The following is a 4,908-nucleotide window of genomic DNA, read 5'->3' on the forward strand; positions in this document are numbered from 1 at the left end:
CGATTATCTGCCTCTTCTTCGCCAAGGATCAGGGCATCGCAGTGCTTGTCAGGAACAGCGCCGCTTAAAAGTGGCCACACCTTTATGATGCGCTGCTTGCAAGTTTTCCCGGACATAAAGACTCTTAGGTTTTCATACAAAGCGTGCGCCTCGGGGATACATACGTCAATTTCCGCATCCCCATTCGCTTTGGGCCATGAGGTATAAGAAAGTATATAGTAGTGCGCAGCCACCAAAAATTCCTCGACACTTTGACTTGACCCTGTAGAGTCAGAGTAGGCATGTGAGCCAAAACCCACGGCAAAAAAAACACCTAGAAAAAAGAGAAGGCAATGCCTGCTAGTAATGATTAATCGGCCCACAATGATTGCCCAAAAATAACGCTATCCCTATACGAACCTTTAGTAAAACGTACGCGCTATCTGCAGAAAAACGCTTCTCTCAACTTCGCTAAGCGGTGGCTTAAATGTTTCCTCCCGAAATTCTGGATGAGAAGCCTCTATGAGATTTCGTCCTATTAGTGACACTTCCCACTCATCGGTTGGTTTCCAGCTTCCGCGCAGGTCTAACTCAGCGTATCCATCTATATTGGTCTCGCTAAGCGCATCTACAAATCTAAATATGCCATCGAGCTCGATATCCGTTATGGGGTCAAAATGGATATGAGCGGAAACTGCATGCCGAGGATGGTCTTCAAAAAAAGCCTCCGCCGCTATATCAGAGCTAGAGTCACTGTGGGCAAAGACGTAAAAGAGCGCATATTCGGCTCCGAACCTAACGAGATCATTGATTTGCCAATCCGTAGCTAATTCAGCACCAAATGAATCCACCTTAAAGTTATTATCGTAAGTTACAGGCACAACGATATGCGGGGGAAAAAAGGGATCATCAAAAACACCAACAGGCTCCCCGAGCTCACGGCTAGTCATGTTATTGTATCGAAAATAAAAACCGGTAGTATCAATAAAGATACTCTCAAAAGGTTGTGTTCTCATTCCTATTTCGTAGGCGGTAAGTCGTTCCGATTCGGAATCTCGGCTACCTGTTACTTGAAGAACTGCTGGGAGACCACTTGCCTCCTCCTCAAAGACCATAAAGGGTATTCGCACATCGTCATTAACGCGAGAAGCGGTTCCCACAGTGTAGGAAGCAGCGGTCCATAATGATGTTTTTTCGCTAGCGTGCCATAGCAATCGCGCAGTCGGGAGAGCGCTAAAGCCCACTTGTTCATTATGCTCAAAGCGAGAACCAATGGTAAAAAGTAAATCTTCACGTACCGCTATTTCATCATGAAAGAACGCCCTGTAAAATGTCAATGTCCTACTTTCGGGCTCGAAATCGAGAAAAAATGAGCCATCTGTATTGTCAGCATAAAAGTCAAAACTGCTCCCGAGAGAGAAATCGTGACTCTCAAAGGGCTTAAAACGATAGCGCACATCAACGTCGGTATTGTACAATAAATAGTCCAAACTAAAATCTTGGCGATCTTCTATCAGGTGATTCCATTCTACGGCAAAATCCGAGTTCTGATTTAATCTATGTGACCAAAGACCTGACAAAAATGAGCCAAAATGCTGTCTACTGGCCTTTCGTTCTTCGGCGAAGGGAGCGGTCAATAATGGAAACTCTCCCTCAAAATCTTCTTCCCTATAATAGGAATAATTAGTCACAAGCAAGGAATCGTCAGCATCCAATTCAAAATCTCCTCGCATGCCAAGGGAGACAATGTTCCATTTATCGTTCAACGGCCCGCCATTTGTGCTACGACTGTTGTCGTGTAGGTCGTACTTCAGGTGCATATTTATCCCTGACCGATCGCCCGTACGAAAACCATCTGCAACATAGGCAGATAACTGATGTTCATTTCCACCTCCTACTACAGTAGTAGGCTTGCGAGGCGAGTCTGCCGATTTGGTAATTATATTTATTACGCCATTAACAGCCCGAGAACCCCAAACAGCAGCTCCAGGTCCACGCACTACCTCTATTCGCTCTATCGTATCTAGGGGAAAGTTGAGGGCTTCCCAGAAAACCCCGTTAAAAAGGGGGGTCACAATCGGCACATTATCGAGTAGCACCAATAGTTTGTTGCCGAAAACCTCGTTCATACCTCGGACGGAAATTGCCCAATTGTGAGCACTTATTCTTGCTACCTGCACGCCTGGAACTAGTCTAAGTAAATCGGGCAACGAAGTTGCTCCAGATCGCCTAATGTCTTCCTGGTTAAGGACATATACGGCCGATGCAGCATCGCGTAACTGTTGCTTCTTCTTCGCAGCAGAAAACACCTCCTCGTACATGTTAAAAAACTCCTTAACATCCATGCTTAAGAGATCGTCTGCGCTGTTGGTCTGGGATAGGGCTGGGTTATAATCACTACATAGGTGAACCACAATTAGAGTCGAGAAAAGGTATTTTCCTAGTCTATTCATGGCAATATCTCCGATGTTCTTTTAAGACGGATCTTTCGATGTAGCTCCAATCGGTATTTGTTCAACAAAACACACTAATGTTTATCGCGACTATTTAGCTCGCACTAGACCAAAACTTAGACTCTATCCCTACTAGCTATTGAGTTCGCGATTGGGCTAATTGCCTGGAGTTTGGCATTTCAACGCCGCCGCCGCGGGAATGACGGGGATTCCTGTAGATTTGATTTAGTTTTTTCAGGATTGGGACGATTTGCCAATTAGTTATTGTGACAATTTCCTTGGGGTGGGAAACAACATGCGCAAATTCTTCAAGCTAAAAATAAGACACAAGCTGCACTGCCTAGTTCTCGTGACTACAGGTGGCGCACTGTTACTTAACTTTCTAGTCTCAACGTTCTTTACAGCACAGCATTTTCGAGAATTTCTAAGGAACGAGCTACAGTCTACATTTGAGCTTATCTCAAACACCACCTCACCGACTCTTTTGTTTAAGGACAAGGAGACAGGGGAAAGATTACTTCAAGCTATAAGGGCCAAGACGTACATCACCCGGGCGGTCGTGTTTACCGCAGAGGGCGATCAACATGCGATCTACTACCGAAGCGATGTGGCAGCAGAGTTTCCTGCATATAGCTCGCTACAAATTGGCATGACCTGCTCAGATTACACATGCAGCATCTTGCAGCCGATATCCCATGAACAGAACCATATAGGCGCGCTTTTTATTGAGTCCGATTTAAGCGCTTTAGATTCTCAAATATCACAGTTTGCTAAAAGCGTCGCTGCAGTGGCATTTTTATCTTTTGCCCTAGCGCTCATATTGTCATCCTTACTTCAACGGCTAATATCAAAGCCTATAATAGATTTAACCAAAACAGCTGATGCAATTTCGATAAACCATGACTACAGTGTACGGATCGATAATCCTGGGAATGATGAGATCAGTGCATTAAGCAGAACTTTTAACTACATGCTTGATGCCATTCGCGACCGCGATGGAGAACTTCGCGCGGCAAAAGAGTCTGCAGAGGCGGCCAATAAAGCAAAATCGGCGTTCCTAGCCAATATGAGCCATGAGATTCGCACTCCTATAAACAACGTGATTGGGTCTGTAGACATGGCGTATGCGGCCAATCCGCCGGCGTGTGTGGTTAAATGCCTAAAAATGGTTGAAATCTCGGCTAAAGTGCTCAGCACGGTCATTAATGACATTTTGGATTTTTCCAAAATTGAGGCCGGAAAAATGAATGTAGATTTGGTTAAACTAGACATCCGAACTTTCTTGGAAGAGGCTATAGCACCACTAAGGACAAACGCCGAAAAAAAGGACATCCGTTTCTCACTACATATCGACGACGATGTTCCTACATACATAATGAGCGATAGCGTTCGCTTAACCCAAATATTAACAAATCTTATCGGCAACGCTGCGAAGTTCACTAAGAAGCAAGGCGGCGTTATTAATGTCCGAGTGGCAAAAGCCGATTCTAAAGCGGGCGACGGTGCGTTGAAATCAGAGCCTAAAATACAAATTTCCGTTGTAGATAACGGCATTGGTATTCAAAAGGAAAAGCAACAAACCATTTTCGAGTCTTTTAGCCAGGCCGACAACTCTACAACGCGCCAATACGGCGGCACCGGGCTAGGGCTTACCATTGCCGCGCAATTAGCAAAATTGCTAGGAGGCGATATTTGGGTTGAAAGCGTAGTTAACGAAGGAACTACCTTTCATTTCACTATCTCGTCGGGAAGAGTCGACGAAGACGCGGCAAGGCCCAACGAGACTAATGCCAGTAACGGAGACGAGAGCGAGCTTTCCAAGCCCGCCCTAAGACGGTGTAGAATCCTAGTCGTTGACGACAACGAGATGGGTCAGCAAATTGCGAAATTCAGACTGGAAAGATGGGGTCAGGCCGTCACTATCGCGGTTAATGGCGAAGAAGCAGTAGAGCTATTTAAGAGCGAGAAGTTAGATATAATTTTAATGGATTGCCAAATGCCAGTAATGGATGGTCTCACAGCCACGAAACTAATCCGCGAGATTGAGCAGAGTCGTGCTGGTGAAGGCACAACTCCTAGTCGCATTCCAATACTCGCCATGACGGCTAACGCAATAGACGGTGCCGATGACGAGTGTTATCAGGCTGGCATGGACGCTTACGTTTCTAAGCCAATCAAGGAAGAGGAGTTCATCAACGCAATAAGCAAATTTGTAATTGAGAGACAGCCGAATATTTAGGGGCGATCAAAAAAACACGCATCTTCTCCACTTTGGTTTTACCCCAGGTTATTGAGCAGATACCAATAATGTAACTACATCGCTAGTCGTCGCGATGCCAGGCATCGCGACCTTCGCGATATTCTATAAAGCGCAGGCCGTGCTCATTAACAACGCGAAATCGCGTAGGCAGACACTCAATCCCAAGGCCAAGAGCAAAGTAATAACTCGAATTAGTCTCGTAACCTCTACCCTTAG

Annotated in this window: 4 protein-coding genes; 1 reads left to right on the forward strand and 3 read right to left on the reverse strand. The window is 45.5% G+C overall.

All coding sequences use genetic code 11. The features are described 5' to 3' along the window. A partial coding sequence (locus IT291_08350) for a YfiR family protein (GenBank protein MCC6221233.1) occupies positions 1-362 on the reverse strand: 362 nt, incomplete at its 3' end. A gap of 39 nt (positions 363-401) precedes the next feature. After that, a complete protein-coding gene (locus IT291_08355; protein MCC6221234.1) occupies positions 402-2,432 on the reverse strand; it encodes a TonB-dependent receptor in 2,031 nt (676 codons plus the stop codon). A gap of 295 nt (positions 2,433-2,727) precedes the next feature. Between IT291_08355 and IT291_08360 the strand changes: the two genes are divergently transcribed. Continuing rightward, complete coding sequence (locus tag IT291_08360) at positions 2,728-4,671, forward strand: response regulator (protein ID MCC6221235.1); 1,944 nt, start codon at positions 2,728-2,730, stop codon at positions 4,669-4,671. An 82-nt stretch (positions 4,672-4,753) separates the two neighbouring features. On the opposite strand, the gene IT291_08365 is transcribed toward IT291_08360, so the two are convergent. Further along, positions 4,754-4,908, reverse strand: a 155-nt coding sequence (locus tag IT291_08365) for a hypothetical protein (protein ID MCC6221236.1), incomplete at its 5' end; no start/stop codon positions are given.

The organism is Deltaproteobacteria bacterium (assembly GCA_020845775.1).
GTDB lineage: Bacteria > Bdellovibrionota_C > UBA2361 > SZUA-149 > JADLFC01 > JADLFC01.